We start from the raw sequence: 24,533 nt of genomic DNA, 5'->3' as shown, positions 1-24,533 counted from the left end.
GATGTTTTTGCGTCTGTCAAGCGAAGTGAGGCTGCATGAGAACTGGCCCCCCACAGGCGCGGCGCCCTAAGCTGCGCCTTCATCGAAGCCCGCGAGCCGAACCCGACCATGGCCAGCAACCTGCCCCGTCAGTCCTACCGTCATGGGAACCTGCGGGCTGAAGCCGTTGAAGCGGCGACAAAACTGGTCGCGGAGCAAGGTTACCCGACGCTCAGTCTGCGCCGCGTGGCCGAGACGGTCGGTGTCGCCCATCGCTCCCTCTACAATCACTTCGAAAACCGCGAGGCCCTGCTGGATGCCGTCGCGGAAGAAGGGTTCGTCAGTCTGGGAGCTGCTCTCAAACCTGCAGCCAGCACTGATGATTATGTCGAAGCCTATGTCGCCTTCGCTCTGAAGAACCCCAGTCTCTATGACCTGATGAAGAGTCGGCCCCATGCCACGATGAAGCTCAAGCCGACGCTTCAGAAGGCCGTCCATCTGGGTATCACCGAAGCGCTGCGCATCTTCGGGCATCCGGATCAGAGCTCCGACGACAACCGGCGCGCGGTCATGAAGGTTCTGATCCTGCTGCACGGCGGCATAGCGCTTCATCAGGCCGGCATCCTCGATGTTCCCGGCGACAAGGGTCTGATCAGCGAGCTGCAGGCGATGGTTCGTTCATCCGGCCCCCCGGCGAGGCCGTAGCCTCCGACCGTACACTCCGACACAAGTTTCCTCTGGCATCCACTGGATACATTCCATAGCATCCACTGGATGCTTTTGAGCAATCGCGGAAACCGGAGCCGGAAGAATGAGCCAAGACCCTGCAGCGGCGCTTGCCGCCAACAATCCTGCGGATGCGGCCCTGGAGCTTGCTGCTCTTCTGTCGCTGTCGCGGCCGATGCCGCTCCGTCCGCGGGACGCCGAGCTGCTGGAAGGCGCCGACGAATTTCGCTTTGGCCCCGACGACAGTCGGATCGCCTGGGCGGTCGGGCATGGCCCCCCGGTTCTCTTCGTCCATGGCTGGGGCGGACGTGGAACGCAGATGGCGGGCCTCGCCCGAGCCGTCGCCGCCGATGGCTATCGCAGCGTCTTTTTTGACGCCGGCGGCCACGGCGACTCCCGGTCCGAGCCAATTGGATTCGACACGTTCATCCGGGACACCTCAGATCTCACCACTGCGCTTGGAGAAGATGTCCACGCTTGGGTGGGCCACTCCGCCGGTGGTCTGGGCATGATGGCGGCTCGAAGGCTTCTCGGCCTCGAAGCCGGCCGATATGTCTGCATCTCCGCGCCCCGGTTCCCCTATGTCCCCCTGGAGACGCTCAAGAGCAGCACTGGCGTGGCGGACGAGGTCCTTGACCAGGTCAAGCCGATCCTGGCGACCCAGTTCCAGACCACATGGGAAGGGCTGGAGGCCGGTGAAGCCTACGTCCCGGATCCTGGCCGCCCCCTGCTTCTGGCGTATGACATGGACGACGAACGTGTCCGTCACGCTGACGCGGACGCCATCGCGGACGCCTGGCCCGGAGCGGAGGTCCTCAAGACCCGGACCTATGGGCACAACCGGATCCTGCAGGCGCCCGAAGTCTGGACCGGTGTCCGGACCTTCCTGCGCGAAGCGGTCTGACCGGGAACGCGCAGGATGGCGACCTGCAAATGCACCGACGTCGTCGCTCTCAGTCGAAGTCCCCATTTCGACGTTGAGCATGCTGCGTCTGCCCCGGCTGTGCTGTCGGGCATCTACCGTTGCCTTGGATGCGGCCGGGAAGACGTAGTCCGAAGCGGCGACCAGCTCCCGCCACGGGATCACCATCGCCACACGCATTCACAGGGTTTAATCCGCTGGCGCCTGATCGTCTGGTCCGACCACAAGCCGAAATAAGTGTCGCCACGGACATTCTCAGCCGAACGCGAAATCGAGGCGGGGCTTGACCGGGGTAGCCACAAGTACACGGCGCCTGAACGGGTGGCGCGGCCTCTTGCAGGACCATCCCTTCCGCGGGACCAACGCGAACCTGCGACGCCGTTGATCGATTCGGCAGGCTGACGCGGATCAACGCCACGGCCGGCCAAGGAACGGGTCGACGCGCTGCTGAGCGGCGTGCGCGACGCCGCCTCGAAGAAGATTTCCTTCGCGGCCGCCAAGGCCCTGAGGGACGCCGTCGCGAAGTAACACGGCCTCACTCAGGTCGCGGCGGCGCAGGGCGCCCGGCGGGCGCCGCGAGTGACCACTGCGAGGCCTGAGGCGAACCCCAGCGCGGCTTGGTCCCGCATGCGCGTGGAGCCGGCTGCGCCTAGGCCTCGGCCTCAACGGCCAGCCCGGCCTCTACCTGGCTGGCAAACTCGGCGATCTCGCTTTCGAGGAGGGACAACAGGTGAAGCGCTTGCAGATGATTGGCGCGCGCAAGGTCGCAGCTCGGCAGCGCTGCGAGAAGCTCCCCGGCGTCGATCGCCGTCAGGATCGCCGCGAAACGCTGCAGCCTGACCCTCAACTGGACACGGTCCAAGGGCTTCGACGCCAGCTGGATGATATCTGCCGCCATCGCCCATCCCGCTTCAAACGATCCGCCGGCGATGCTTGCGAAGCGATGGCGTTTCGTCTGTCCTGATCGGTATTGTCCTATGACAATCGGGACAGCGCTACACGCCAAGCTGAGCCACCATCCGACGACATGAAGGCGCGTTGAAAGACAGGGCCCATGCAGATCGAAAACCTCCCCGCCTATGTGACCGCATCCTATTTCACCGGCGTCACCACCTTGGCCCTTTGGCGGGGCGATGCGGAGCACCGCGTCACGGCGGCGACGCAGCAGGCGCTCGTGGTCGGCTGCCTGCTCGGTCTGTTCTCATGGCGCGGCAACCTCTTCGACATTGTCACCTTCATCCTGGCCTGTGCGGTTGTTGTCCGCGGCCGCGGGTATTGGACGGTTTGGGCCTGCGCAGCCGCGCTACTGACCCTGGTGGCCGACGGAATCGCCCTGGCGGCGCCACAGGTCGGGCTGTGGGCCGTGGCCTCGGCGCAACTGCTCTGGTCCTATCTGCTGGCCACGGCGCTCCTCTGGGGCGTGGTGGCGAAGATCAGGGCGGAGGGCCAGGCACGGTCACGCCAGCGGTACTGGACCCGGCACGAAGCCTAGAGCGCCCGCAGCAGACTCACGCCGATCCTGAATATCAGAGCGAGAACGGCCGCCACCAGCAGAACGAGCCCGAAACGGCTCCAAACGTCGAGTGAGGGGAAGGCTGGCGGAAAACGCCCGGCAGTCGGCGCCCCCTGTCTTGGGCCTCGGGCGGCGCGCGCATCCAGGTGTTCCTCGGCGCGGACGAGCAGGCGGGCCGCTGCAAATCGATCGCGCGTGCCGAGCTTCTCGCGCGCGCGCCGGACATGGGTCTCCACCGAGGTGGGCGATATCCCGAGAAGGCGGGCGATATCCTTTGATCCGCGGTTCTCCGCGACCAGCCGCAGGCACTCGCGCTCCTTTGGGGTCAGGGTCTCGAGCCCGGGCGCACGCTCGAACTGAATCCCTGGGCGCGGTCTCCAGTCGTTGGACGCTCCCAAGCTAGGGTCTGACCTTCATGGCTTCCAGAACCTGCAGAGCCGAGAGCATGGTGGAGAGCGCCGACACGAGAAGAAGCACGCCGAAAGCAAAGAGGCTGATGCTCTGGAGGCCTCCGGCCCTAAACGAATTGGCGGGAAGGTCGGGGCCGAAGGGCGCGGCCACGGCCCCCGCCGATTCTGCGGCCAGCAGACGCGCGGCCGCGTAGCGATCGGCGACCGCCAACTTGGATCGCGCGCGATCGCAATAGGTGTCGACCGATGACTTGGCGATGCCGAGCTGTTTCGCGATCTCCTTCGAGGATCGACGCTGGGCGACGAGCTCAAGGCAGGCGCGCTCCATTGGCGTCAGGTGGCTGAGGCGGCCATCGGCGAACGCGCACCATGTTTCGAGGTCCTGCGACCGGCGTGGCGATTCTCCGTGCGCGGCCATCCCGGCCTCCCTGGGGTGCTGCTCAGCCCTGCACGTTAAGATTTAGGACGAGAGATTCCAACCGATTAACGCGAGCGCCCTCGCTCGAACCGAGACCGCGCGTGAGGCGACGCTGGAAAAGCCGGAGACTCTAGGCGTTCACAGGGGACGGCGGGACCGGAACGTAGCTGATCTGCTCGCGGAGGAAATCGATCGCCGACCTGAGTTCCGGATCGGATCGCATGTGTCCGGTCAGCTGCCGGCCGAAGGCGCCGACCCGATCGGTGAAGTCCACGGCGTCTGCCTCGCCGCAGCTCTCGAGCAGCAGCGCCCGCCCCTCCATCAGCAGAGCCCCCGCCGCGGTGGGGCGCGCCTTGTCGCAGAGGTGGACCAGCCACTTGCGGTTCTGGTTGGTGAACCCGACCGTCGCCAGCAACGCCAGCAGCGCCGACTCCACGCAAATTCGACCGATGAAGATGCTCGCGGCGGGATGATCGGCCCTCATCGACATGGCATCCTCGAAATGCTCGTCAAACTGGTTGAAGTTCAGCAGCGCGAGATAGGTCGGCAGGAGAGCGGTGAGCAGTTCATCTCGCCATCTCGCCACCGTGGCCTGGCCCCGCAGCGGCCAGCCCGTCTTGAGGCGGTGAAGGAATCTCAGATCATAGGGCTGCAGCAGCGGTATGCGGTCGAGCTTCGATGGATCGTAGAGCGCCGGAGCCAGGGTCACGAACCCGGTCATCAAGCGTTCGACATCCTCCCGCACGAACGCCTCCACGTTGATCTCCAAGCCGTTCCTGTAAAAGAGCTGCTCCACCGCGCGGCCGGCGTGCAAGCCGAGGCCTTCCGACAAGTCCCGGCCGTCTTCGCGACGGTCCAACAGGATCAGGAGATCGATGTCGGAGGCCTCGTTCGCCAGCCCCTCGGCGAGAGAGCCCACGAGCATCACCCCGGGGGGATTCGTCGCATTCGCGTAAGCCCCGAGCACCTCGTCGAGATCGACGCCCTCCTTGGCGAGCGCCTCGGAAAATTCGACCGCGGTTCGCGTCTGGTGCAGGCTGTGTCGCCGCTTAATGTCCGCCATGGGGGTCCTTTCGGTCAGGGCGCACCGCTGCGCCCAACGTCCGCACTGAGGCGCTGCGGCTCCTCGGCGCGGACCGTCGCGCCTGCCGCGCCGGGGATCGCAGCCTCAAGACTCTGGTTTCGGACCTCCCCGGCCAACCAGGGCGCGATCTCGCCAAACGCCGCGGCCACCGCCGCGATATGCTCGTCTGTATGCGTCCGCATCACGCTGAGGCGGATCAGGCCCTGCCCCTCCGGTACAGCGGGCGTCATGACCGGATTACAGAAGACGCCCCGGTTGCGCAGCATCCGCCAGGCCTGCAAGGTCTCGAAATCACCGCCCGTGGGCACCGTGATGATCGGGCCGTCGCTCCGCCGGGCACGAACCGCGTGCGCCTCCAGCGCCAGGCGGAGCGCGTTCGCGCGCCCCTGCAGCTCGTCCACCAACTCCGGGGCGTCGATCAGGATATCGAGGGCGGCCAAGGCGGAGGCGATTGAGGCGGGTGTATTGCTGGCCGTGAAGATGAAGGGCCGCGAACGGGCGCGAAGGGCCTCAATGAGGTCGCGAGAGCCGATGACGGCGCCGCCGCAGCTTCCCAGCGACTTGGAGAAGGTTACGGTGACGGCGTCCACACGGCCGAGGGCCCCAGCTAGCTCCGCCCCACCCCGACCGCGGGCGCCGACCGTGCCGAGGCCGTGCGCTTCGTCGACGATGAGAAAGGCGCCGCGGCCCTCGGCGAGGTCTGCGAGCGCGCCAAGCGGCGCGGCGTCGCCACACATGGAATAGATGCCTTCAACGACCAGTCCCGTCGCCCGCCCCTTGAGGGCCTGGGCCAGAAGCCGCCCGGCCGCGGCGGTCCGGTTATGTGGAAATCGACGGAATTCGGCGCCGCTTAGGGCTATCCCATCGAGCAGCGAGGCATGTGCGTCCCGGTCGGCGACGATCAGGTCGCCCCGCTCGAAGACGCCGCTGATCAGGCCTAGGTTCGCCGCGTAGCCGGTGGGAAAGACCAGCGCGGCGTCCATGTCGTAGAATGTGGCGAGACGGGCCTCGAGCGCCTCATGCAGGCGCAGCGTGCCGTTGAGCAGCCGCGAGCCGGTCGTGCCGCTTCCGAAGTCGCGGAGCGCTGTTTGGCCCGCGGCGATGGTTCGACGGTCGGCCGCCAGACCGAGATAGTTGTTGGAGCCGAAGTTCAGAAGGGTTTCCCCGCCCACCTCAAGCTCCGGCAGAGACGCCGATCCCACGGGTTCGAAATAGGGATAGCGTCCGATGCGGCGTGCGAGCATCGCCTTCCGCACCCGCGGTTCGTCCCGCAGACGCGCAGCGAGCGCCTTCATCCTCCTGCGCCGATGCCGAGGGGTTTGCGCAGAGTCCAAACCTGCTCGTCGATTGGCTCGACCTGGCGATCAAAAGCGCCGCTAAGGCGCTCGACGACAAACCCCAGGTCTCGCGCGAGCGCCTCGACCTCCTGGCGCTCCGGCACGGCCGCGGCGAAGGCCCAGGCGCGTTCCCGCACCACATCGCCGCCGGTCTCCGCGCGACTGCGCACCTCGGTGTAGGCGACCTGATCCGTAGGATCGAAGATCTCCCGGTGCTCGACGCTCACGCGCGCGCCATCGACGTCGAGCTCCCCCATCGGGGTGAACGGCACACTGTCGCGATCCGCCAGATGGCCGTGGCGGAGCCCCTGCGAGAAGGCCCTGCCGTGGATGGTGAACGCAAATCGGCCCCCCGGCCTCAGGGCGCAGAAGACGGACTGGAAGAGCGCCTTCCGATCGGACGGGGCAAGGAGATGTCCCAGGGTGTGGTAGGGGCAATAGATGAGGTCCGCCGTCCCGGGCGGTGGGGACCAGGCCAGAAACTCGGCGCAGACCAGAACCATCAACGGCTCCACGCCCGCGGCGCGCGCCTTGGCTCGCGCCTTCTCGAGCATGGCCGGCGAATTGTCGACCCCGGTCACCCGCCGTCCCGTGGCCGCCACAGCGAGCGCGACACGACCCGTGCCGACGCCCAACTCGACAATCTCCGCCTCCGGCGCAAGCTGCGCAGCCAGGCCGACGTAGAACCCGATATCGTGACGGGTCCCGGCCGCCATCGTTGTCCAGAGGTCGTAGTAGGGCGCGAAGGCGTCATACATCGGCGCAGGATCGGCGGACGCCTGAGGGCTTTGACGACGCATATTAGCTTCCATGATGGGTGGCTCGCGGTCGCGCTGGCGCGTCCTGCCGTTCCGCCTAATCCGCCGGCGCGATGGCGATGAGGCTGCCGCCCTTCGCGCAGAGGTCGCCCTGCGGCCCGAAGAGCTCGGCCTCGACGAACAACAGCCGTGTGGTCTCGCGCAACAGGGTGGCCTTGGCGACGAGATGTCCGGGCGCAACAGGCTTCAGGAAGCTCACCCGTCCGTCCACGGTGCCGCGGAACCGCTTCCAGCCGACCATGCAGACGCCGGCGATCGACGCCGCCTCGTCGAGCATGGATCCGACGAGGCCGCCATGCACGCGCTCCATGAAGTTGGTGTGTTCGGCGGTGGCGACAAACCCCACGGTCAGGCGTTTTGCCGACTCATCGAACTCCACCGCCCGCGTGGTGAGCCATTTGGACAGCGCCTGCTTCTCGTGAAGTCGATCGGCGCCATCGGTGAACCACGACGAATAGGTCTCGGCGGCGGCCTCGAGCTGCATTGATTCCATTTTCCACACCCAAAATTTCTATCGAGCCAGATGCGCGACCGCCCGGCCCTCGATTTCCCCTCAGGGGCGCTCTCCATTGAAGACGCAGACACTATATTGTCTACACAAGGGTCGACTTACAATGCATCATATGCACACTTGGGGCGATTGTTAGCGCCGACAGATGGATGCGCCCGCCCCGGCGCGAGACAGCTGCACGGGCCGTCTGTGCGCCAGGCCTTCGCCGCGGGCCTGCGCGTGGCTTGCTGAGAGAGGAACGTGATGGGCGACACCGCCGCACCCACCCGCATGAGCCGCCAGCTGAAGGCCGGCATCGCGATCTCCGCCCTAGACGGCATCGGCTACGGCTTGCTGATACCGATGCTCCCCTTCGTGGTGCTTGGGTATGGCGGCGGCCCGGCGGTGGTGACCCAGTTGGTGGCGTTCTATGGCCTGGCGGGCTTCCTCGGCGGTCCGGTGCTCGGCTCCCTTAGCGATCGGTTCGGCCGCCCTCTGGTCCTCAAACTCACCTTCGTCGGCGTCGTCGTGAGCTACGCTGGGATGCTCGCGACCAACTCGCTGGTCTGGCTCTTCGCCTTCAGAATCATGACAGGGGCTCTCACCGGCCACGCGGCGATCGTGAAGGCCCTGGTGACGGACGATCTGCCGCCCGAACGCCATGTTGGTGCGATCGCCTCGCTCACGGCGACGGCCGCGCTCGCCGCAGCGTTCGGCCCCGCGATCGGCGCCTTGGTCGTCGTCGTCGTGGCCGACCTCGACCAGCAGTTCCGAGCAGCGGTCCTCGGCGCGCTTCTGGCCAATGGCGCCATGCTCGCGGTGGCCCTTCTGATTTGGCGTAGCCCTGCGCCCGCGCCGCGCCCGGCGCTCAAGCCCAAGGCCGCGCAGGGCGAGCGCCCCTGGCGCATGGCCCTGCCGTTCCTGGCGGTCGCGCTCACCGCCTATGGCCACGCGGTCCTGATCTCCACCACGGCGCTCTTCGTCCACGCGCGCTTCCAATGGGGGCCGAAGGAAACCGGTCTGCTCCTGGCCTTGGCGACGGCGGCCATCGCAGGCGTCCGCTTCTTCGCGCTCGATCGCCTGCGCCAACATGTGGGGCTGAGCGCCCTGCTGTCCGGCGCGACCGCGCTCGGGGCGGCGGCCATGGTTGGCATGGCGCTTTCGCCGAGCCCGGCGGGCTTCGTGGCCTGTTTCACCCTATTCGCCCTGGCTGATGGCGTCTTCATCGTGCTGCCGGTCGCCTCGGTGTCCGTCGCAGCCGATCCCCAGCATCGCGGCTTCTACCTTGGATGGGCCCAGGGCCTCGCGGCGCTGGCGACCTTCGCCAGTGCGAGCCTCAATGGCGTGGTCTTCGAGGCTTTCGGCCCGTTCGCTCCCCATGTGCTCGGCGCTGGAGCCCTGGGCCTCGCCGCCGCCAGCGCCTTGCTGGCCAGTCGTCCCGCGCGACGGCCGGTCGCCGCCGAATAGATTACAGCGCGGGCGGCGCGCCCGGCTCCGAAGTCTGGAAGGCGACCCACCCGGTTGACGCAGGCGGGTCGCGGAAGGCAGGCATGGCGCGGGCGCGGGCCAGGTCATCCGGGTCGTCGATCTCGCACCACGCCCGCCCTGCCATCTCGATGGCCCAGATACGCGCTCCGGCGAGAGCCAAGTCGCGAAATGCGAACTCCAACGGGGCCTTGAGGTCGCAAACGGCGGCGGCCAGGACGCGCTCCAGCCTGCTCCGGCCCACTGCCGGCAGGTAGGTGAGGTTCACGGTCTTGGTGGCGTCTTCCGGGGAGAATCCGGGGCCTTGATGCCGGCTGTGCAGCCAGTCGGACACCCGACCGTCGCCGTCCGTGAGGATCTTGGAGCCCTGCTCCCATCGTGCGCGACGATCGGTCAGGGTGCGGATCTCGGTCCTGTCCCCGATGGCGTCGATGATCGAAGGCGCCGTGAGCAGGGTGTCGCCTTCAAGCAGCAGGGCGTCTCCAGGCGCCGCCGCGCGCAGACCGATCAGCGCTGACATAGCCGTGCCGGTGTCGGCGAAACCTGGATTGCGGGCGCATGCGACCGGGATGTCGGTCCGCAGCCCAAGGCCAGCGGCGGCGGCCTCCACCCGGTCGGCCTGGTGGCCGGTCACAACCACGATCCGCGCAACGCCGCAGGCGGCGAGCACGCGCATCTGGTGCTCCAACAGAACGCGCCCGCCCACCTCGAGCAGGCCCTTGGGACCGTGCAGCGCCCCCATCCGACTTCCGAGGCCGGCGGCCAGGATCACCGCTGTAAGTTCGGGCTCGGTCGTACCGCTCACCTAGGCGACACCGACGACGGCGCCGGCCAGACAGCTGGCGAGGGCCTCGCAGAAGCGGGTGACATCTCGGCGGTCCAACTGCCCCATGGTCGCGAAATAGATCCGACCGGCGGCGGCGCTCTCCGGATCGATGTAGATTTCGATATCGTGGGCCAGCATCGCGGTGCGAAGCCCGGCTAGGCTGACCTCCGCCGGAGGCTGGAAGAGGCTGAGATACGAGCATCTCGCCCGCCGCCCTTCTCCGACCGGGGTCCAACCCAGTCGCTTCACCCCCGCCGTCAACTGGTCGCGGAGGGTCGCGTAGCGCAGCGCCCTCGCTGCGACGCCCTCCTCACACAGCCGGCGGACGGCGGCATGATTGGCGGCCACCAGCGGGCCTGGCGCCGTGAACCGAAGTCCGCCCGAGCGGGCCAGACCCTCGGCTTGGGCCGAGAGATCGAAGTAGTGACTAGGGCCGGCGGCCTTCGCCAGTCGGATCGTGTCGGGCGCAGCGACCACCAGGCTCAGTCCCGACACCCCCTCAAAGGCCTTGTTCAAGGTCAGGCAGGCCGCGGCGACACCGGCCTCCGCCAAGTCTAGTCTGTGCGCCCCGGCACTGCTGATGATGTCGACCAGCAGCCGCGCGCCGCGGCGCCGGCAGACCTCGCCGATGGTCGGCAGGTCCGTCAACGCGCCGGTGGTGGTCTCATTGTGGACAATGAAGACGTCGGAGATATCGGCGCGCGCGGCAAGCGCCCGATCCACCTGCTCGGGATCGGCGCCCTCGAACTCATCGCAGGGGAATGTCGCGATCGGGATCCGGAGTCGACGGGCGATTTCGGCCACGCGATGCGCATAGCGGCCTTCCGCCGGCAGCAGCAAGGTTCCGCCGGCAAGACCCACGATGGCCTCCGTCACGCCCATGCCTGAGCACACGAACGGGACCGCCTGATATCCGCCGGAGCGCGCCACGGCATCCAGGACGCCCTGGCAAATCTCCTCAAGCGCGGCGCCCATCCAGTCATGCCGGTGGCTCGTCTGCGGACAACAGAGCGCCGCCCAGACGTCCGGATGAACGTTCGTCGGCCCCGGCCCCATCAGCAGCATCGGCATCCTCCCATCCTGGCGGCGCTCACGCCCTCAAGGGCGCGGCGCGGGTCAGCCGCAAGGCGTCGGCCGCCAAGGCCTGGGTCCTGGTGAGGGTGAAGATGTCCTCCACGGTGGCGATCTTCGGCTCCATCGAGACCACGGACGCACTTGACGCGATCTCGTGGGCCGCCGCACGCATGGCGTGGATGGAGGCGCGCAGAAGGTGGTTGGCCCAGATCACCACGTCGACGCCCGCCGCGCTGAACGTCTCGAGGCCGACCTGCGCATAGGTGGTCGGCGCAATGAAGAGCGGCGCGCGACGGTCCCATTTCCTGGCGAAGTCGAGAACCTCCGCCCCGTCCCGCCGACGCGAATGGATGAACACGGCGTCCGCGCCGGCGTCCACATAGGCATGGGCCCGATCCAGGGCCTCGGACACCGTCCGCCCGGCGATGAGGGCTTCTGTCCGGGCCACCACCCAGAAGTCGGCGTGATCTTGCGCATCCTTGCAGGCCCGCACGACGCCTTGGTAGGTCGCGACATCGAGCAACTCGTGCGCGGCGTCGAGGAACGAGTTTCGCTTCGGGAACTGCTTGTCCTCCAGGCAGACCGCGGCCACGCCCAGCCGGCTGAGCCGACGTGCGAACAGGCGCGCGATATTGAAGTCGCCATAGCCGTTGTCGCCATCGACGATCAGAGGCGCCTCCACCGCTTCGCCGATCGACTGGACCACCTGCAGGGTGTCGCCCAATGACGCTTCCTGACAGTCGCGCAGGCCGAGCGCCGCGGAGATCGTGAGCCCCGAGCACCAGATCGCCTGGAAGCCCGCCTCGACGCCGATCAAAGCCGAGAGCGCATTGTGCGCCTCGATGACGCAAAGCGGCCTGTGCGCCCAAGCCTTCGCATTCAAGTGACTCATGGATCGATCGACTTTCAACACATGACTAGATTTCAACACTAAATATAATGCTCGCAATCCCAGCGACCTACCACAATGTAGTTTCACATGACCAAAATCCGCCAACCCGCCTTCGCCAGGCGCGATCGCGGCCATGCCATGGAGCGTTGACGTGCTGACCGCGATGGAGATGCGTCAGATTGAACGGTCAGGCCTGGAGCCTCGACGCGACAAGCTTGACGCTTACGGCCCGGAGGCGCTGTTTCGGGAAGCCTGGCGCGACACCTGCGAGGTGCTCGGCGGCGATCTCGCCGAGGTCCTGCCGCGGATCGCTGTCCTGACCCTGAAGCCGGACGCGATCGTCAGCCGCCGCGGCGCACAATGCCTCGACTTCCTGACCAGGGCCGGCTTTCGGCTCCTCGGCGCTCGGCCGTTCACGATGAACCGCCTGCTCATGCACGAAATCTGGCGCTACCAATGGAACTGCGCCACCCTCGACAAGTCTCGGCTGTTCGACCTGATGTTCGCGGGCCGCCGCTGCCTCGCCCTCTATCTCCTGGACGAGCGACCCGAGGGCGGGCATCGCGGCGCCCGGCGCCTTTCGGCCCTCAAGGGGCCAGCCGACGCCGCGCGACGGGCCCCTCACCACCTCAGGACGTCGATTGGCATGCGTAACCCGATGCTGAGCTTCGTCCACACGCCGGATGAGCCGATCGACGTCGTCCGCGAACTTGGCCTCATGCTTGATGGTCCGACCCGCCGCCGATGGTTGAGGCGGCTGCGCACCCCGACTGGCGACCTGGAGAACGCCGTCCTTCTCACCCTGCGCGAGCTTGAGGCGCGGACGCCCGCGCATGACCTCGATCCCCACGAGGTCTTGGCGCGGCGCCTTGGCGCCTCGTCCCTTTCAGACTGGGGGTGGTCCGGCCTGGACGACGTTAGGCGCGCGCTGGGGCCGGCGCGCTCGCCCCAGGCGGCCTGGGATCTGATCACGCTCGCCGCAGAGGTCGTGACACCCCACCTTGCGGGCGTTGCGCCGAGGCTGCCCGGCCCCCCCGGCCTGCGCGCAGCTCAGTGATTGAAACCCAATCCGATCAGGGCCGCCCCGCAAGCCACCAGCGCGGCGCCAAACTTGCGGCCGGTCGTCAGCCGCTCACGCAGCCATAGGCGCGCCACGACCATTCCCCAGACAACGCTTGTCTCGCGGAGCGCCGCCGCCACGCCGGTGGCCAGCCACCGCAGCGCCAGCAGGGCGGCCCCATAGGTCAGGAACGAGAATCCACCGGCCAACACCCCCATCCGCCACTCTTGGCGCAGGAGGCCCGGGAGGCGCTCACGGCGCATCATCAGCGCGATGCTGGACATGGTGAGACCGTCGAGCACAAAGAACCAGGCGACAAAGGTCAACGGGTTTGGCGCCAAGCGCACCGCGTTGGCGTCCACGAGGGTGTAGCCGGTGGTGAGCAGGCCGGCGCAGATCGCCGCGAGGAGCCCCTTGCCGGCGACGGCCCGCGGTCCGCCAATCATGAGCAGGCCGGTGGTCACTAGGCCGATGCCGAGCCAGGCGGCGCTGGAAACCTGTTCGCCGAGCAGGAGCATCCCTAACAGGGCGGTAGCTACAGGCGCGACCCCTCGGGCGACGGGATAGGCAACCGAAAACTCCGCGAACTCATAGGCCCGGATCAAGGTCAGTTGATAGACTGCGTGGATCGCGGCCGAGAGCGCTAACCAGGGCGCCAGGGCGTGGGTCGGCGGCGCGACCAACGCACACACCGGCGCGGCCAGACCGGCGCCGGTGAGCCCGATCAATGCGCGGATGACCAGCCGGTCGCGCCCGGCCCGCAGCAGGGCGTGGGCCAGGGCCTGGGTGATCGACGAGACGATGGCGCAGGCGACGCCAAACGCAATCAATGACCGCCCCCCAAATGCAAGCGCCAACATTGTTCGGATTGACTGCGGCCGCCGAGGTCGACCACAGTGTATCCTGGACACACATCAAATCTCAACATGCGCGTCCATATCGGCCACGCCGGATGTGGTTGCGACGTCGAATGGAGAGCACCGCATGCAGTCCGGCCTGCGTTACAATGATATCCTGATAGATCTCGAGGTCGAGCCGCCAATGGCGGCCGCCCTCGCCGATGCGCTTGATCCGTTCTTTGAATGGGCCGAGCCCTCTGGCGATGCGGACGTGAGCCTCTCGGTCAGCGCCGCGCCCCCCGCAGGCTGGACGTCGCCGTCAGGCGACGGCGAGGCGATCGTCGTGGACGCCAGCCTCTACCCCCACCTCCGCTCCGATGGACGCCGGTGGCCCCTGCCCGGCGGGGCCTATCTGATCCGTATCGAGGCGACCGGAAGCCTGGCGCTGTTCAATCGCCCCGAGCGTAGGATCGCGCTGTGGAACCCCCAGTTCGCCCCATGCGTCTTGGACGCGGCGCGGCTCATCAAGGGGCTCGCGACCGCGCGCCTGGAGCAGCGCGGCGCGGTTCAACTGCACTGCAGCGGCGTAATCGTCGAGACCGCCGGGACGCCACCGACCGCGGTTCTGCTCATGGGCGACAGCCGGCAAGGCAAGACGACGATCCTTCTTGAGCTCCTGAAGGCCTTCCGCGTACGCCAGTTGAGCTGTGACACGGTCGTAATCGGGGCGGACGGCTCCGGCGCCCTCGACGTCCGCGGATGGCCCTCCCCCTTCAGCGCCTCCCATGGGACCCTGGCCGATCATCCGCAGTTGCACGACTTCGTACCGACGGAACGCCGCAACCTGACCTATGACGGCCTATGGCGCGACGGCCACAAGGCGGTGCTCGACGCCCGCACAGTCGCCCAACGCTTTGGGGGCGAGATCGTCTGCGCCGCCGATCGGATCGCCACCTTTATCATCCTGCGGTTTGCGCCGGATCAACCGACGGGCGTCTGGCCGGTGCGCTCGGAGCGCGCGTTCGCCGCGGCCATGCATAGCTACTATCTGGGGTCTCGCGACCCGATCTATCCCAACTGGCACGGCTACTTCACCTCATCGGACATGGAAATCGACCGCAATATCTCGCGGATCGCGGCCCTGGCGTTCAGCCGCTGCCAAGCGCTTGAGATGGTGTGGGCGCCCGGCCCCGAGAGCCTGCTGAAGCGCGTGTGGCCGCTGGGCGAAGCCCACGCAACGCTTAGCACCCTCATGCCCTCTCCCGAGACCCTGGCCCGGCCCGATACACCGGTCACGAACCTCGAGGCGAGGGGCGAGGCCCCTGTGGGCTAGACGGAGGCCTGGATGGAACGCGTTTCGCTGACAGACATGCCCGACCCGGCATCGCCCGAGGCTCCGGCCGCCGGCGTCCACCGGTTCGAGACCCTGGCGGCGCGCGCCCGGCATATTCGCCGGATGATCATCGAGGCCATCCATGCCGCAGGCACCGGACATGCCGGTTCATCCCTGTCCATGGTGGAGATTCTCGTGATCCTCTACTTCCGCCACATGCGGGTTCGGCCCCACCAGCCGGCCTGGCCCCACCGCGATCGGTTCGTCCTCAGCAAGGGCCACGGCGCGCCGGCCCTCTACGCCGTGATGGCCGAGGCCGGGTTCCTCCCCCTTGAGGAACTGCGGTCCCTGCGCGCCTTCGGATCCCGCCTGCAAGGCCACCCCAACGCCGACAGCCTTCCCGGCGTTGACGCGACCACGGGCTCATTAGGTCAAGGTCTCTCCATCGCTCTTGGCATGGCGCTCGGCCTCGGGCGGCGCGGTCAGAATGGCCGGGTCTTCTGCATGGTCGGCGATGGGGAGTTGCAGGAGGGGCAGTGCTGGGAGGCCTTCCTGCTGGCTCCAGCCCTCGGCGTCGGCAATCTCGTCGTCATCGTCGACCGCAACGGTCTGCAGAACGACGGCCGCACCGAGGCCATCGCCCCCCTGGGCGACCTCGCCGGGAAACTGAAGGCCTTCGGCTGGAGGACCGCGGTGGTCGACGGCCATGACTTCCACGCCCTCGACGAGGTCCTGCGCCCGGCCGATACGCCGACGGCGACCCCGCTCGTCGTGATCGCCGAGACGGTCAAGGGCAAGGGGGTCTCCTTCATGGAGAACCAGGTGGTCTGGCACCACAAGCCGCTCTCGCCCGCGGAGCATCGTCAGGCCCTCGCCGAACTGGGGGAGATTCCATGACGTCGCCTGTCGTCTGGCGAGAGCGCCTGCCCGAAGCCCGTGACGCGAAGTCCCTTCGGCAAGCCTATGCCGACGCCCTCCTCGAGCTCGCCCCTGCCCGTCCAGACCTCCTGGTGTTGGATGCCGACCTCTCGCGCTCCACCACGACGGACCAGTTCGCCGCCACCTTCCCGAACCAGTTCTACAATATGGGTATCGCCGAGCAGAACATGGTGGGCATTGCCGCCGGCCTTGCGGCGGTCGGCTTCACGCCCTTCGTCACCACCTATTCCATCTTCATCGCCCGCTGCCTGGATCAGATCCGGCAATCGGTGAGCTACCCTCGCGCCAATGTTAAGATCGTCGGGTCCCACGGTGGCTTGGCGGCGTCGTTTGACGGGGGGTCTCACCAGGGGCTCGAGGATATCGCGTTCATGCGGGTGTTGCCGCATCTCGAAATCCTCGTCCCGGCCGATCACGTCCAGGCCCAGGCGGCAGTCCGATACGCCGCCGATCACCAGGGCCCGGTCTACATCCGGCTGCAGAAGGAGCCAACGGCGGTCTTCATCCAACCGGAGGAGGCCCGCGGCGCGGGAGAGGTCGTCTGGGGCCGCGCTGGCGGCCTGACGATCGTGACCTGCGGTTCCGTAGCGTGGCGTTGTCTCGCGGCGGCGCGGCGGCTTGAGGCGCAGGCGACGCCCTGCCGCGTGGCCCTTTGCGCCAGGGTCAAGCCGCTCGACGAAGCCTTGATCAGGCGGCTCGCCGCCGAGAGCCGCGCCATCCTGGTGGTCGAGGAGCACATGAAGATCGGCGGGCTTTTCGAAGCGGTCTGCGCTGCCCTGCGCGGCGCAGCGTCGAGGCCGCTCGACGCCGTGGCCATGCCGGACCGGTATGGTGAGACGGGTCCATGGGACGTGCTGCTGGACCACTTCGGGTTTGCGCCAGAGGCGATCGCCGCTGCGGGAATCCGCCTGCTGGCGGCCGCAGAACCCCTGGCATGGTGAGCTCTTCGTCCCTCAATCTACTGTTCGTCACCGCAGATCAGTGGCGCGCCGACGCCTTCGGCCTTGCGGCGCCAACCCGCGCGGTCACACCCCACCTCGACGCCCTGGCGCGGGAGGGCGTCTGGATGGCCCGGCACTACGGCCAGGCCGCGCCCTGCGGTCCCAGTCGCACGTCGATCCACACCGCGCGGTTTCCCATCGATCATGGCGCTTGGCGCAACGGCGCTCCGGCGCGTGGCCTCGCCGCCAACTGGGCCGCATCCTTGGCCGCGGCGGGGCGCGAGGCCCACTTGGTGGGTTACAGCCACACGGTATCGGATACTGCGAGCGACGATCGCGGCTTCGAGGGCCTGCTGCCGGGCCTCGTCTGCGAGGCCGAGCATCGGGTGGATCAGAGCGACTGGGCGGCCTGGCTGGGCGCGCGCGGACGCCCCGCCCCCACCCCGGCGAGCCGGCTCTTGGATCCCACCCCCGTGAGCGCCGGAGCGCATGGCGCCTACCGATGGGGTCGGGCGTCCTACGCCTTCGCCGACAGCGACACGGCCTACCTGGCCGTCCGCGCCTGCGCGTTCATGGCGCGGCGCCGCTCAAAGCCATGGGCGCTCCATGTCACCTTCTTCCGTCCCCACGACCCCTATGTCGTCGCCGAAGACTTCCCGCTCCCATCGCTGTCGGCGGCCGACTTCCCGCGCCGCGGGCCGACGCGGGCGGAGGCGCTCCGCCGGCATCCCTATCTCGGCGCACAACTTCGCGCGCCGCGGGCCGCGGCCCCCGACGACCCCGAGACGCTTCTCGATCTAAGGCGGCACTACCTCGCTTCGGTCGCCGAGTTCGACGCCGGCGTCGGCCTACTCCTCGACGGGCTGCAGGCCCTGGACCTGGCCGACAGCACCCTGGTGATCGTGACATCTGATCACGGAGATCAGCTTGGCGACCACTGGCTCATGAACAAGCTCGGTCCCTATGACCAGTCTTTCCACGTGCCCTTGATCGTGCGCGATCCGCGGCGCGAGGCCGATGCCGGCCGCGGACGGCGGGAGCAGAGCTTCACCCAAGCGGTCGACATCGCTCCCACCCTCCTCGACTACGCTGAGGCCGAGCCGCTGCCGGCCTGCCGCGGGCGGACATTGAGAGGTCTCGTCGAGGGCCGCGCGGAGGCGCTGCGCATGGACCACGCCCTATGGTATTATGACTATTCCGACGTGATGGCGTCCGATGGGCGCCCCCACAGGCTCTCCGTCGCCCGCTCGGCCCAGGGACTGTATGCGGAGTTCGACGACTTCGCCCCGCTGCTCATTGACCTAGAAGGCGATGGCGAGGACGCATGGCTCAACCGTTCGGGCGATCGCGCTTACGAGGCTCTGGAAGCTGCGATGCGCGCCCAGCTGAAGGCGCCGTTCGCTGCGCCGCTCACTGCAGCTTGGTGACTGCGCCGAGGGTTCGGGCATAGCGGTCCGACAGGCGGACTTTGTCGTTGAAGTCCGGAGGCGCGAACAGTTCGAGCACCGAGACATCGACCGCAGCGCCGCACTCCAGAGCATGCGCCTCGCCAGGCGTCGACCAGCCGAAGCCGCCGGCCAATAAGGCGTGCGAACCTGGCCCGGTGACGAGGCGAAGCACACCCTCGCGCACCAGGAAGAACTCCCGCCTCGTCCTGTGCCGATGAAAGCTCGTGCCCTGCCCTGGGCGAATCCGGACCAACGCGATTCCGAACTCCCGGGTCAGGGCCACGATCGTGTTACGGCCATAGGGCTTCGCCAACCGGTCGACAGCGCCCTGGACTAGCTCCACGTCCGCCTGAAGCGCGCAGTCGAGGAACATTGTCGCCGCATGCGGTGACAGTCCGGCCTCGGCCACAAAGGCCTCGAGCGCAACGCGGCAGTCACCGATTCCGTCCGACATCACAGCCGCAGCCTCCACCAGCGGTCCAAGGACAGCAGGGCCCAGACCATCTTCCCAAAGCCATCGACCGTCGGCCGAGCGAGGCTCTCCTCGAGCCAGCGTCCCGTCGCCGTCCTGTCGAGGATGCTCCAGAGCGGTCCGTCGGAAGACCGCAGCCTGTGCTCGATGTCCTGACGCCAGGGCCCCGCAGCCCATAGGCCAAGCGGCAAGGGGAATCCCATCTTGCGCCGTCTGAGGATCGCCCGCGGCGCTGTGGCGCCGTAGGCGTCGCGCAGGACGACCTTCGTCCGGTCGAGACGCTCCGAATAGAGCGCCGACGGCAAGAGGCCCGCGAGCCGGCGCGCGCCGGGAAAGCGCCAGGCGAGCTTGTGTTCGTCGGCCAGTTCGAAGGCCAGTTCGGTGAGTCGGTGGTCCGTAAAGGGCGCGCGCAGTTCCAGGCCGGACGCCATCGTCGCGCTGTCCATCATCTGCAGCAAGCTCGGCAGATGCAGCCCCGTCAGGACGTGGGACACTGCGGTGAGGCCGCTGCGGGGCGCGGCCTCGGCCCAGCGTGCGCCGATGAGGTCCGCCGAGCGCTGTTGAGCTTCGTCCACCCCGGCCAGCAGTTCGGGGCGGAACAGGCGGCGCTGCAGCTCGAACGGAAAATAGTTGTAGTGGCGCAGGAAGCCGCTCAGCGGATCGCCCCGGCGGGTGTCGCGCGACTGTTCGGCGTCGAAGGGCGTTCGCGCGAGGCGGCCATATCCCGCGAGGATCTCGTCGGCGCCCTCTCCGGACAGGGCCACGGTCACATGTTGTCGCGCCGCCTTCGCCATCTGGAACACTGCGATCTCGTTGTGCATGGCGAGGGGCAGGTCCTTGACCGCCGTCAAGGCGTCGATCTGGTCCAGGTAGTCTTCAGCAGTCACCCGCGTTTCATGCAGCCGAGCGCCATAGGACGCGGCCGCGAGGCGGGCATAGCGCAGCTCATCATATCCGCGCACGGCGACCGAGGCGGTGAACACCTCCGGCGGACGCGTCGACGACGCCGAGAACGCGTCGAGCATCGCTGTGGAGTCGAGCCCCCCCGAGAGGAACAGGCCCACCGGCACCTCGGCATGGGCCTGCCGCGTGACCGCGCCGGCGAACGCGTCCTTGAACGCAGCTGCAGCCTCGCCGACGCCACGTCGGCGCGATCTCAGCGGATCGATCGCCCAGTAGCGCCGCATCACGCGCCGGCCGCCCGAGATCTCCATGACATGGGCCGGCGGCAACACCTTTACCCCTTCGAACAAGGTGTCGTCGAAGGCGTTGCGGTAGGCGAGCCACTGGCTGGCCGCAGCGAGGTTCAGGTTTCGCCGGAAGCCGGGCCACATGAACACGCACTTGGGCTCTGATCCGAAGGCGAATCCCTGTGGCGCTTGCCCCCAGTAGAGGGGTTTCACGCCAGCGCGATCGCGCGCGAGGACGAAGGCGTCGCGGCGCGTATCGTGAAGGCAGAAGGCGAAAACGCCATCCAGCCGGTCGAGAAAGGCCGGCCCATCGCGCTTGTAGAGCTCGAGCAGCACCTCAGTGTCGGTGCCGGTCGCAAACCGGACGCCCGCGCCGATGAGCTCTCGCCGTAGTTCGCCGTGGTTGTAGATTTCGCCATTGAACGTGATGCAGAGCGCTCCATCGCGGTCCCACATCGGCTGCCGGCCCCGCCGCGTCCGGTCGACAATGCTCAGTCGTGCGTGTCCCAGGGTGAAGTTCGCGCCGGCGACCAGACCCCGGTCATCGGGCCCGCGATGACTGATCGCCGCGAGGATGTCGCGCATGGTCCCCTCGTGCTCGCGGACACCGGCGGCGGCTATGAGACCGAAGATTCCGCACATGGTCAGCCGTACGCCGTCGCGGGAGCTGAAGCGCCGTCGATCACCGGCCGTGTCGCAATCTGCTGATGTGATCTTGATTGCGTCATGCCGGATAGACTAGGCGACTAGACTTCACGTGTCGCCGCAAATGTCGCCGGCGACGCGCCCTTCAGGATGAATGGTGGCGACCGGACAGGACCGTGGAACCGGCGACGCCCGCTTAATGAGACGGACCGCCACAATGCAGACTAGCCGTCGAGTTCCGCGCAGATGGACAGAATCTCGGATTCGGCGAGCGCCAGCAGGGTTATTCCCGTCTTGTGGTGATCGCGGGCGACCGCGCACTCCGGTAACGCGCTGAGGAGCTCGCCGGCCTGGATCGCCGTGATCACCGCGGCGATATTGCGCAATCGCCGTCGCAACTCGGGATCGACTGCATTTCCCCTGCCGGGCAAACGAACGACACTTCCGCTCATATTCCGCCCTCCTCATCCGCCCCCGCGCCCCCGCGCCCCCTTCTGCCTCAAGGGCTGGCAAGACTGCGCGTCGGAGCCGTCACAAATGGATCATACATTGCGTGTGAAGTCCAGTCGGTCAGCCATAAGTTGTCTTGGAGCTGAATTTAGGCCGATCAATCAACCCAAGGAGGCCCACGAGCGGCGCCTTGCGTCCTCTTGACGCATGTTGGCCGCATGCCTTGAAGTCTAGACACGGAGCCGGTCGAAAATGCCAGGCAGCGGACACTATGGACTTGACGCCTGGTTGAAATGTTGCTGCACCACGATCAATACAGGCGCGAATCTCGCGCCTCTCGAAATTGACCCAAGGAGCGCCGTAATGGCCGTTGGTGGAGTTGACACGGAAGTCGCCGCGAAGCTGGCGACGGACATCCTCGTCGCCTATCTCTCGAACACAAGTGTTCCCCCCGCTGATCTCGCCCGCTTGATCGGCGATGTCCGCGCGGCGTTCGAGGGACCGGCCAGCGTCGCGGCCCCGGGCCTCCTGCCCTCCACGGCGCTGGAGGCCGCGCAAACCGCCTCGCCCAAGGCGCCCGCGAGCGCCTCCGCCGGCGTCCAGGCCGCGGCCCCCCGCCCGGCCGTCCCGATCGAGCAGTCGGTCACCGATGAGTATGTCGTCAGCCTCGAGGACGGCGGCCGCTACCGTTCGCTCCGCCGCCATCTGATGGCGAAGTACGGCATGACGCCGGAGCAATATCGGGAGAAATGGGGCCTTCCCATCGACTACCCCATGGTCGCGCCGAGCTATGCGCGCGAACGCTCGGAAGTGGCCAAACGGATCGGTCTTGGACGCCCGGTCGCTAAGGCCCCGGCCAGGTCACGCCGCCCGTCAGGCGCACGGAAGGTCTGAGCGAAGCGCAGTGGCGGCCCCCGCGCACAATCCCCGTTCAACGAGGCCCTGAGCCGCCGATCGGCGCATGGTCGAGGACACCGCAGTTGGGCTAGTCCACCGGCGTCATGCGCCGGGCGGACCCATGCTCGCGAACACGTTCGATCAGGTCGGGATCTTCGGCGAACGGCGCGCCGAGGGCGATCAGATCCGCATCACCGCACTGCAGCACGGCCTCGCCGTCTTCCAAGGAATAGCCGCCGCCAGCGATCAGGACGCCGGAGTACAACGGCCGGGACCAGCGCGCCATGTTCCGGAAGGTCTCGGCCGCTGAGCCCTCGATCGTGGTCTTCGAGCCTTCGACACGCAGATAGGCCAGACGACAGGCGTTCAGGCACCCGAGCAGATGCCGATAGGTCGGCTCAGTATCGGCGTTCGGCTGAAGGCGTCCCGCCGCCGCGGCGGGACTGAGCTTGAGCCCGACCCGGCCGGGGCCCCAGACCTCGACCACAGCGGCGACCAACTCCAGGAGGAAGCGGGCGCGGTTCTCGGGCGATCCCCCATACTGATCGGTGCGAATATTCGTGGCGCTGCTGAGGAAGGCTGGGATGAGGAAGGCGTGCGCGCCATGAATCTCGACGCCATCGAACCCCGCGCGCTTCGCGTTCCTCGCCGCGGCCCGGTAGTGCTCGATCGTCCGGCCGATGTCCTCAAGCGTCATCGCCCGCGGCGTCACTGTCGGCTGATAGCCCGTCGGGGTGATCGACCTCGCCCGCGGATCCAAGGCCGATGGGGCGAACGGGAGTGCGCCGCCGAAGTGATCGGGATGGGAGATCGCCCCAGTGTGAGCCAGCTGGAGAAAGACCTTCCCGCCCGCCGCGTGGACCGCCTCAGCGACCGCCCTCCACCCGCTCGTCTGCGCCTCGGTATACACGCCGGGCATGTCGGCGCATCCGATCGCCTCCGGGCTGACCCAGGCGCCTCCCGTGACGATGAGGCCGGCGCTGGCGCGGCGGCGATAGTAGTCGACCATGTAGGGGGTCAACACCTCGTCCTTGTCCGCCTGCGGGTGGATGACGGGCGCGACAACGACCCGGCTGCTCAGCGAAAGACCATGCAGTCTAAAGGGATCCAGCAGCTTGAATGACATCGTCACGCCTCGCTCGGGGGTGCGCGGCGCCGAAGGCGCTCGGCCGATACGACGCTCAGGAGATTGGCTCTGCACATCTGATCCTCGAAGTCGATGCCAAGTGGAGCGGCGGCGACAAAGTCGAACGCGCGTCCCGCTCGCGCCTTCACGATTTTTCAAATGTAGCGAAATGTCAACGTGAACGTGATCGCGCTTACACTTCGCGCGCACTCCAACTGGCACGGCGACGTCCCGCCGATTGGGGCGCTGTCGCCGCACAAAAGGTCTCGCACTGAGCGAAATCCAGTCGATCGGAGCCCGGCTGAAGTCCTGATGGGTCGATAGCGGGCTAGGTAACATTTTCGCGATTTCGTCTAGACTTGCGGGATTGGGTTTCGAGGTCTAGGTCAGGAACATGGCTCAGCTCGAAGACAGGAGGTTCGGGCGATGAACGCGACCGAAGGCGTAGCCGCCGCCGTGCTCATCATCGGCGACGAAATTCTCTCCGGCCGGACCCAGGATGTGAACCTCGCGGCGATCGCGTCATTCCTCGCGACCCATGGTGTGGATCTGGCCGAGGCGCGGATCATCGGAGATGAGCGGGCGGAGATCATAGCGGCGCTTCGGGCGCTCAGGGACCGCTACGACTATGTCCTGACCACCGGCGGCATAGGTCCAACCCACGACGACATCACCGCCGATTGCGTGGCCGAGGTGTCCGAGGCCCCGCTTTACGAGCATCCCGAGATCCTCGCGATCCTCGAGGCCCGCTGGCCCGACGAGTTGACGCCCGCGCGACGGCGCATGGCCCGCGTGCCCAATGGCAGTGAGCTGATCAAGAACCCGCTTGGCGGCCCGCCGGGTTTTCTGATCGACAATGTCTTTGTCCTGGCCGGGGTGCCGCAGGTGATGCGCGGCATGCTGAGCGACGTGGGTTGGCGCCTCAAGGGCGGAGCGGTGGTGATGTCGCGCACCGTACGCGTGGACGGCGTGGGCGAAGGCCTGATCGCCGCGCCCCTGGAACGCGTGGCGGCGGCACATCCGGCGCTTTCCTTGGGAAGCTACCCCTATTTCAGTGAGGCCGGCTACGGCTCCAACCTGGTGCTGCGCGGCCGCGACGCAGACGAACTGGCGTTCACCGTCGCCGAACTGGTCGACACCCTGAGCGCCAGCGGCATCACTTCGATCCTCATTGATCCACCGGCGGTCACCAGCCGCGCCACGAGCGGTTGAGCCCGCC

General features: G+C 67.5%; 26 protein-coding genes. 11 read left to right on the top strand and 15 right to left on the bottom strand.

The features are described from left to right. Positions 1-108 precede the first annotated feature (108 nt). A complete protein-coding gene (locus tag ACO06I_RS22225; RefSeq protein WP_421934799.1) occupies positions 109-684 on the top strand; it encodes a TetR/AcrR family transcriptional regulator in 576 nt (191 codons plus the stop codon). 106 nt (positions 685-790) lie between these two features. Beyond that, positions 791-1,609 (top strand): alpha/beta fold hydrolase, encoded by an 819-nt coding sequence (locus tag ACO06I_RS22220; protein ID WP_421934798.1) that lies wholly within the window; start codon positions 791-793, stop codon positions 1,607-1,609. A gap of 667 nt (positions 1,610-2,276) precedes the next feature. Here the strand turns inward: ACO06I_RS22220 and ACO06I_RS22215 are convergent. Then, entirely contained in the window at positions 2,277-2,525 is a 249-nt protein-coding gene (locus tag ACO06I_RS22215; RefSeq protein WP_421934797.1) for a hypothetical protein, read from the bottom strand. Positions 2,526-2,681: 156 nt separating this feature from the next. On the opposite strand from ACO06I_RS22215, the gene ACO06I_RS22210 reads away from it, so the two are divergent. Next, positions 2,682-3,119: a hypothetical protein gene (locus tag ACO06I_RS22210; protein ID WP_421934796.1), complete on the top strand. Its 438-nt coding sequence runs from the start codon at positions 2,682-2,684 to the stop codon at positions 3,117-3,119. On the opposite strand, the gene ACO06I_RS22205 is transcribed toward ACO06I_RS22210, so the two are convergent. From ACO06I_RS22205 to ACO06I_RS22180, 6 genes are all read right to left on the bottom strand, one after another. Next, positions 3,116-3,538: a helix-turn-helix domain-containing protein gene (locus ACO06I_RS22205; protein WP_421934795.1), complete on the bottom strand. Its 423-nt coding sequence runs from the start codon at positions 3,536-3,538 to the stop codon at positions 3,116-3,118. The two genes, ACO06I_RS22210 and ACO06I_RS22205, sit on opposite strands and share 4 nt — an antisense overlap. A 1-nt stretch (position 3,539) precedes the next feature. Further along, complete coding sequence (locus tag ACO06I_RS22200; protein WP_421934794.1) at positions 3,540-3,968, bottom strand: response regulator transcription factor; 429 nt, start codon at positions 3,966-3,968, stop codon at positions 3,540-3,542. A 130-nt stretch (positions 3,969-4,098) separates the two neighbouring features. Further along, positions 4,099-5,031: a nucleotidyltransferase domain-containing protein gene (locus tag ACO06I_RS22195; RefSeq protein ID WP_421934793.1), complete on the bottom strand. Its 933-nt coding sequence runs from the start codon at positions 5,029-5,031 to the stop codon at positions 4,099-4,101. Positions 5,032-5,045: 14 nt separating this feature from the next. Further along, entirely contained in the window at positions 5,046-6,347 is a 1,302-nt protein-coding gene (locus ACO06I_RS22190) for an aminotransferase class I/II-fold pyridoxal phosphate-dependent enzyme (protein ID WP_421934792.1), read from the bottom strand. Next, entirely contained in the window at positions 6,344-7,189 is an 846-nt protein-coding gene (locus ACO06I_RS22185) for a class I SAM-dependent DNA methyltransferase (protein ID WP_421934791.1), read from the bottom strand. Before ACO06I_RS22185 ends, ACO06I_RS22190 begins: the two co-directional genes overlap by 4 nt. 55 nt (positions 7,190-7,244) lie before the next feature. Further along, positions 7,245-7,691 carry a PaaI family thioesterase gene (locus tag ACO06I_RS22180; protein WP_421934790.1) on the bottom strand — a complete coding sequence of 149 codons (447 nt, stop codon included), beginning with the start codon at positions 7,689-7,691 and terminating at the stop codon, positions 7,245-7,247. A 270-nt stretch (positions 7,692-7,961) separates the two neighbouring features. Here ACO06I_RS22180 and ACO06I_RS22175 point away from each other — a divergent pair, with 270 nt between their 5' ends. Continuing rightward, on the top strand, positions 7,962-9,164 hold the full coding sequence (locus ACO06I_RS22175; protein ID WP_421934789.1) for an MFS transporter: 1,203 nt from the start codon (positions 7,962-7,964) through the stop codon (positions 9,162-9,164). 1 nt (position 9,165) lies between these two features. Here ACO06I_RS22175 and ACO06I_RS22170 read toward each other — a convergent pair whose 3' ends face one another. The 3 genes from ACO06I_RS22170 to ACO06I_RS22160 are packed head-to-tail and all read right to left on the bottom strand — an operon-like array spanning position 9,166 to position 12,109. Next, complete coding sequence (locus ACO06I_RS22170; RefSeq protein WP_421934788.1) at positions 9,166-9,987, bottom strand: NTP transferase domain-containing protein; 822 nt, start codon at positions 9,985-9,987, stop codon at positions 9,166-9,168. Next, positions 9,988-11,079, bottom strand: a complete 1,092-nt coding sequence (locus tag ACO06I_RS22165) for a pyridoxal-phosphate-dependent aminotransferase family protein (RefSeq protein WP_421934787.1) — start codon at positions 11,077-11,079, stop codon at positions 9,988-9,990. Positions 11,080-11,098: 19 nt separating this feature from the next. Then, on the bottom strand, positions 11,099-12,109 hold the full coding sequence (locus ACO06I_RS22160) for an isocitrate lyase/phosphoenolpyruvate mutase family protein (protein ID WP_421934786.1): 1,011 nt from the start codon (positions 12,107-12,109) through the stop codon (positions 11,099-11,101). 16 nt (positions 12,110-12,125) lie between these two features. Between ACO06I_RS22160 and ACO06I_RS22155 the strand changes: the two genes are divergently transcribed. Further along, positions 12,126-13,031: a hypothetical protein gene (locus ACO06I_RS22155; RefSeq protein ID WP_421934785.1), complete on the top strand. Its 906-nt coding sequence runs from the start codon at positions 12,126-12,128 to the stop codon at positions 13,029-13,031. On the opposite strand, the gene ACO06I_RS22150 is transcribed toward ACO06I_RS22155, so the two are convergent. After that, positions 13,025-13,864 (bottom strand): EamA family transporter, encoded by an 840-nt coding sequence (locus ACO06I_RS22150; protein WP_421934784.1) that lies wholly within the window; start codon positions 13,862-13,864, stop codon positions 13,025-13,027. The two genes, ACO06I_RS22155 and ACO06I_RS22150, sit on opposite strands and share 7 nt — an antisense overlap. Positions 13,865-14,018: 154 nt before the next feature. Here ACO06I_RS22150 and ACO06I_RS22145 point away from each other — a divergent pair, with 154 nt between their 5' ends. The 4 genes from ACO06I_RS22145 to ACO06I_RS22130 are packed head-to-tail and all read left to right on the top strand — an operon-like array spanning position 14,019 to position 18,513. Further along, positions 14,019-15,206 (top strand): hypothetical protein, encoded by a 1,188-nt coding sequence (locus tag ACO06I_RS22145; RefSeq protein WP_421934783.1) that lies wholly within the window; start codon positions 14,019-14,021, stop codon positions 15,204-15,206. Between the two features lie 12 nt (positions 15,207-15,218). Next, entirely contained in the window at positions 15,219-16,103 is an 885-nt protein-coding gene (locus tag ACO06I_RS22140) for a transketolase (protein WP_421934782.1), read from the top strand. Then, positions 16,100-17,086: a transketolase family protein gene (locus ACO06I_RS22135; RefSeq protein ID WP_421934781.1), complete on the top strand. Its 987-nt coding sequence runs from the start codon at positions 16,100-16,102 to the stop codon at positions 17,084-17,086. Before ACO06I_RS22140 ends, ACO06I_RS22135 begins: the two co-directional genes overlap by 4 nt. Next, positions 17,080-18,513 (top strand): sulfatase-like hydrolase/transferase, encoded by a 1,434-nt coding sequence (locus ACO06I_RS22130; RefSeq protein WP_421934780.1) that lies wholly within the window; start codon positions 17,080-17,082, stop codon positions 18,511-18,513. The genes ACO06I_RS22135 and ACO06I_RS22130 overlap by 7 nt, the downstream gene beginning before the upstream one ends. On the opposite strand, the gene ACO06I_RS22125 is transcribed toward ACO06I_RS22130, so the two are convergent. The 3 genes from ACO06I_RS22125 to ACO06I_RS22115 form a co-directional block, all read right to left on the bottom strand. Beyond that, positions 18,497-18,988 (bottom strand): cupin domain-containing protein, encoded by a 492-nt coding sequence (locus tag ACO06I_RS22125; protein WP_421934779.1) that lies wholly within the window; start codon positions 18,986-18,988, stop codon positions 18,497-18,499. The genes ACO06I_RS22130 and ACO06I_RS22125 overlap by 17 nt on opposite strands. Beyond that, entirely contained in the window at positions 18,988-20,838 is a 1,851-nt protein-coding gene (asnB, locus tag ACO06I_RS22120; RefSeq protein ID WP_421934778.1) for an asparagine synthase (glutamine-hydrolyzing), read from the bottom strand. The genes ACO06I_RS22125 and asnB overlap by 1 nt, the downstream gene beginning before the upstream one ends. 227 nt (positions 20,839-21,065) lie before the next feature. Further along, on the bottom strand, positions 21,066-21,293 hold the full coding sequence (locus tag ACO06I_RS22115) for a hypothetical protein (protein WP_421934777.1): 228 nt from the start codon (positions 21,291-21,293) through the stop codon (positions 21,066-21,068). A gap of 361 nt (positions 21,294-21,654) precedes the next feature. Here ACO06I_RS22115 and ACO06I_RS22110 point away from each other — a divergent pair, with 361 nt between their 5' ends. Then, entirely contained in the window at positions 21,655-22,185 is a 531-nt protein-coding gene (locus tag ACO06I_RS22110; protein ID WP_421934776.1) for a MucR family transcriptional regulator, read from the top strand. Between the two features lie 91 nt (positions 22,186-22,276). On the opposite strand, the gene ACO06I_RS22105 is transcribed toward ACO06I_RS22110, so the two are convergent. After that, positions 22,277-23,314: an alkene reductase gene (locus tag ACO06I_RS22105; RefSeq protein ID WP_421934775.1), complete on the bottom strand. Its 1,038-nt coding sequence runs from the start codon at positions 23,312-23,314 to the stop codon at positions 22,277-22,279. Between the two features lie 426 nt (positions 23,315-23,740). Here ACO06I_RS22105 and ACO06I_RS22100 point away from each other — a divergent pair, with 426 nt between their 5' ends. Continuing rightward, the gene (locus ACO06I_RS22100; protein WP_421934774.1) at positions 23,741-24,526 is read left to right on the top strand and encodes a competence/damage-inducible protein A; all 786 of its coding nucleotides are present in this window, start codon (positions 23,741-23,743) and stop codon (positions 24,524-24,526) included. The last annotated feature ends 7 nt before the right edge of the window (positions 24,527-24,533 follow it).

The organism is Phenylobacterium sp. (genome assembly GCF_965229015.1).
Classification (GTDB): Bacteria; Pseudomonadota; Alphaproteobacteria; order Caulobacterales; family Caulobacteraceae; genus Phenylobacterium.
The sequence above is the reverse complement of the archived record's forward strand: the minus strand, read 5'-3'. Positions and strand labels throughout refer to the sequence as shown.

What these genes read in the sequence shown, in the direction of transcription:
- ACO06I_RS22225 (WP_421934799.1), top strand. Translation starts at nt 109, where the DNA reads ATGGCCAGCAACCTGCCCCGTCAGTCCTACCGTCATGGGAACCTGCGG.
- ACO06I_RS22220 (WP_421934798.1), top strand. Translation starts at nt 791, where the DNA reads ATGAGCCAAGACCCTGCAGCGGCGCTTGCCGCCAACAATCCTGCGGAT.
- ACO06I_RS22215 (WP_421934797.1), bottom strand. Translation starts at nt 2,525, where the DNA reads ATGGCGGCAGATATCATCCAGCTGGCGTCGAAGCCCTTGGACCGTGTC.
- ACO06I_RS22210 (WP_421934796.1), top strand. Translation starts at nt 2,682, where the DNA reads ATGCAGATCGAAAACCTCCCCGCCTATGTGACCGCATCCTATTTCACC.
- ACO06I_RS22200 (WP_421934794.1), bottom strand. Translation starts at nt 3,968, where the DNA reads ATGGCCGCGCACGGAGAATCGCCACGCCGGTCGCAGGACCTCGAAACA.
- ACO06I_RS22195 (WP_421934793.1), bottom strand. Translation starts at nt 5,031, where the DNA reads ATGGCGGACATTAAGCGGCGACACAGCCTGCACCAGACGCGAACCGCG.
- ACO06I_RS22190 (WP_421934792.1), bottom strand. Translation starts at nt 6,347, where the DNA reads ATGAAGGCGCTCGCTGCGCGTCTGCGGGACGAACCGCGGGTGCGGAAG.
- ACO06I_RS22185 (WP_421934791.1), bottom strand. Translation starts at nt 7,189, where the DNA reads ATGCGTCGTCAAAGCCCTCAGGCGTCCGCCGATCCTGCGCCGATGTAT.
- ACO06I_RS22180 (WP_421934790.1), bottom strand. Translation starts at nt 7,691, where the DNA reads ATGCAGCTCGAGGCCGCCGCCGAGACCTATTCGTCGTGGTTCACCGAT.
- ACO06I_RS22175 (WP_421934789.1), top strand. Translation starts at nt 7,962, where the DNA reads ATGGGCGACACCGCCGCACCCACCCGCATGAGCCGCCAGCTGAAGGCC.
- ACO06I_RS22165 (WP_421934787.1), bottom strand. Translation starts at nt 11,079, where the DNA reads ATGCCGATGCTGCTGATGGGGCCGGGGCCGACGAACGTTCATCCGGAC.
- ACO06I_RS22160 (WP_421934786.1), bottom strand. Translation starts at nt 12,109, where the DNA reads ATGGCCGCGATCGCGCCTGGCGAAGGCGGGTTGGCGGATTTTGGTCAT.
- ACO06I_RS22145 (WP_421934783.1), top strand. Translation starts at nt 14,019, where the DNA reads ATGCAGTCCGGCCTGCGTTACAATGATATCCTGATAGATCTCGAGGTC.
- ACO06I_RS22140 (WP_421934782.1), top strand. Translation starts at nt 15,219, where the DNA reads ATGGAACGCGTTTCGCTGACAGACATGCCCGACCCGGCATCGCCCGAG.
- ACO06I_RS22135 (WP_421934781.1), top strand. Translation starts at nt 16,100, where the DNA reads ATGACGTCGCCTGTCGTCTGGCGAGAGCGCCTGCCCGAAGCCCGTGAC.
- ACO06I_RS22130 (WP_421934780.1), top strand. Translation starts at nt 17,080, where the DNA reads ATGGTGAGCTCTTCGTCCCTCAATCTACTGTTCGTCACCGCAGATCAG.
- ACO06I_RS22125 (WP_421934779.1), bottom strand. Translation starts at nt 18,988, where the DNA reads ATGTCGGACGGAATCGGTGACTGCCGCGTTGCGCTCGAGGCCTTTGTG.
- asnB (WP_421934778.1), bottom strand. Translation starts at nt 20,838, where the DNA reads ATGTGCGGAATCTTCGGTCTCATAGCCGCCGCCGGTGTCCGCGAGCAC.
- ACO06I_RS22115 (WP_421934777.1), bottom strand. Translation starts at nt 21,293, where the DNA reads ATGAGCGGAAGTGTCGTTCGTTTGCCCGGCAGGGGAAATGCAGTCGAT.
- ACO06I_RS22110 (WP_421934776.1), top strand. Translation starts at nt 21,655, where the DNA reads ATGGCCGTTGGTGGAGTTGACACGGAAGTCGCCGCGAAGCTGGCGACG.
- ACO06I_RS22105 (WP_421934775.1), bottom strand. Translation starts at nt 23,314, where the DNA reads ATGTCATTCAAGCTGCTGGATCCCTTTAGACTGCATGGTCTTTCGCTG.
- ACO06I_RS22100 (WP_421934774.1), top strand. Translation starts at nt 23,741, where the DNA reads ATGAACGCGACCGAAGGCGTAGCCGCCGCCGTGCTCATCATCGGCGAC.